Here is a 2271-nt window from a genome sequence, read left to right as displayed (position 1 = left end):
CCTCCGGTGGCGGGCCCGCCTCGACGAGCATCTCGGCACCTTCCAGGCCGAGGCGATCGAGATGAATGCCGCCCGGCTGATGGACAGCGCCGTCGCCGTCTACGGCCTGCAGACCATGGCCGCGCATCTGCGCCTGCTGCCCGAGCGCGACGCCCATGGCGCGCTTTACGAGACGCTTGCGGTCATGATCGCCCATCTCGACGACGCCGACGCGGCGGGCGAGCTGGTGGCGCGCTTCGAATTGCTGATCCTCGACGAGCTCGGCTTCGGCCTCGACCTCAGCCAGTGCGCGGCGACCGGCTCCAGGCAGGACCTCGCCTATGTCTCGCCGAAATCCGGCCGCGCCGTCTCCCGCGCGGCGGGCGCGCCGTGGCACGACAAGATGCTGGCGCTGCCGGCCTTCCTGCAGCGCACGGGCCCCAGTGCCGATCAGGCGGCGCTCGAGGACGCGTTCCGGCTGACCGGCTTCTTCTTCAGCCGCCATGTCTACGAGCCGCGCGGCCTGGAACCGCCCGACGCCCGCACCGGTTTCCTCGCTGCGCTGCGCAGGCATCACGCAGCCGGCAAGGCGATCGCCGGAGAGTAGCGCTTGCGCCTAGCCGGCGTTTTGCCTCTCCAGGAAATCGCCGAGAATGGGGCGCTGGCCTTTCAGGATTTTGAGCCCGGCCTCCGGCAAGGAAAACCAGCCGGCTTTGTCCACTTCGGGGAATTCTTTCACGGAACCCGACCTCGGTGGCCACTCCATGGTGAACGTGTTGCTTCTGACGGCGTCCGCATCGACGTCCGATTCGACACTCCATGCCGTCACGATCTTGCCCCCCGGCTGCCGATAACTGCCGACCGGCTCGAAGTCTCCGTCGATCGCGACGCCCAGTTCCTCCTCGGCCTCACGTCGTGCGGCTGCGAGTTCATCCTCGCTCTCGTCGACAAGTCCCTTCGGGATCGACCACGCCCCTTCATCCTTTCTTGCCCAGAATGGTCCGCCGGGATGGACAAGCAGAAATTCGAAAACCCCGCCGGTGCGCCTGTAGATCAGCAGGCCCGCGCTGCGTTGCGGCATTGGTCATCCTCATCAAATCCGGCCGACACTAGCATGACTACTTGCAGCACGTGCCACGCAACCTCGCTCAGCAGGACTATTCCTGGCCGCCTTGACACCTCGGCATTGGATAAAGGCTGCAAGCTGCTGGCATTCGGCTGCGAAACATGCTCGATCTTTGCTGTCGCCGATCCGGCGGCGCGCTTGCCTGGAGGAACCGGCCGTCTGGCCGCCGCAATTGTCAATGACAACCGGCCTGGTTTGGGGGAACCGCCATGTTTGAAAGCCTGATCGGCCTTGCCGCCATCATCGCCCTGTTCGTCATCATCTCGCGCCAGCAGAGCCGCATCGGCCTGATCGAGCGCGAACTTGGCGCGCTGCGCAGCCTCGTGCTTTCGGGCGCGGTGCTACCGGCCGCCAGGCCGGCCGAACAGCCGCAAGCCGACGCCAAGCCGGCCGAGGCGATCACGGCCGAAGTAGCGTCTCCTCCTGTAGCCGATGATGCGGGCGCCGAAGCGCCGGCGGCGCAGGCCGCCGCTGCTGCGGGCGAGGTCGTGTCCGGACCGTGGGCCAAGGACGAAGCGCCGCCGCCAGCGGCGGAGCCTGCGGCCGGCCCCGCCGAGGCCGCGCAACCGGCGAAGGCCGCGCGGCAGACCGACGTCGAGACCGCGCTCGGCACTCGCTGGGCGGTCTGGGTCGGCGGCATCGCGCTGGCGCTGGGCGGCCTGTTCCTGATCCGCTACACCATCGAAGCCGGCATTTTCGGCCCCGGCGTGCGCCTCACCATGGCCGGCATCCTTGGCCTGGTGCTGGTCGGCGGCGGCGAATTCATCCGCCGCACCGGCTTCAAGGTGCCGGTGCAGGGCGCCGCCGGCGCCTATATCCCGGCGATCCTGACGGCGGCCGGCGCCTTCATCCTGTTCGGCACCGTCTATGCCGCTTATGGCATTTACGGCTTCATTGGTCCGGCGCTCGCCTTCGCGCTGCTCGGCGTCATCGGCGTGGCGACGATCGCGGCGAGCCTGGTTCATGGCCTGGCGCTGGCCGGCATCGGCCTGATCGGCGCCATGGCGACGCCGGCGCTCGTCTCCTCGCAGGCGCCCAATCCCTGGGCACTGTTCGTCTATCTGGCGATCGTGCTTGCCGCCACCGCGGCGATTGCCCGCCTGCGCGACTGGAAGGCGCTGGTGGCGGCGGCCTTCGTCGGCACCGGCCTCTGGACCATCCTCTAC

Annotated in this window: 3 protein-coding genes; 2 read left to right on the top strand and 1 reads right to left on the bottom strand. The window is 68.4% G+C overall.

The features are described from left to right. On the top strand, positions 1 to 586 hold a 586-nt coding region (recO, locus tag EN738_RS33665; RefSeq protein ID WP_127287300.1), incomplete at its 5' end, for a DNA repair protein RecO. 9 nt (positions 587 to 595) lie between these two features. On the opposite strand, the gene EN738_RS33660 is transcribed toward recO, so the two are convergent. Beyond that, complete coding sequence (locus EN738_RS33660) at positions 596 to 1060, bottom strand: NUDIX domain-containing protein (RefSeq protein ID WP_127287299.1); 465 nt, start codon at positions 1058 to 1060, stop codon at positions 596 to 598. A 254-nt stretch (positions 1061 to 1314) separates the two neighbouring features. Here EN738_RS33660 and EN738_RS33655 point away from each other — a divergent pair. Beyond that, the coding region (locus tag EN738_RS33655; RefSeq protein WP_145967030.1) for a DUF2339 domain-containing protein at positions 1315 to 2271 on the top strand (957 nt) is incomplete at its 3' end.

Origin of the sequence: Mesorhizobium sp. M4B.F.Ca.ET.017.02.2.1, assembly GCF_003998955.1 — a bacterium.
Classification (GTDB): Bacteria; Pseudomonadota; Alphaproteobacteria; order Rhizobiales; family Rhizobiaceae; genus Mesorhizobium; species Mesorhizobium abyssinicae.
The sequence above is the reverse complement of the archived record's forward strand: the minus strand, read 5'-3'. Positions and strand labels throughout refer to the sequence as shown.

Bases quoted from the DNA above. Each gene is read 5' to 3' on its own strand.
- EN738_RS33660 (WP_127287299.1), bottom strand. From the start codon at position 1,060: ATGCCGCAACGCAGCGCGGGCCTGCTGATCTACAGGCGCACCGGCGGG.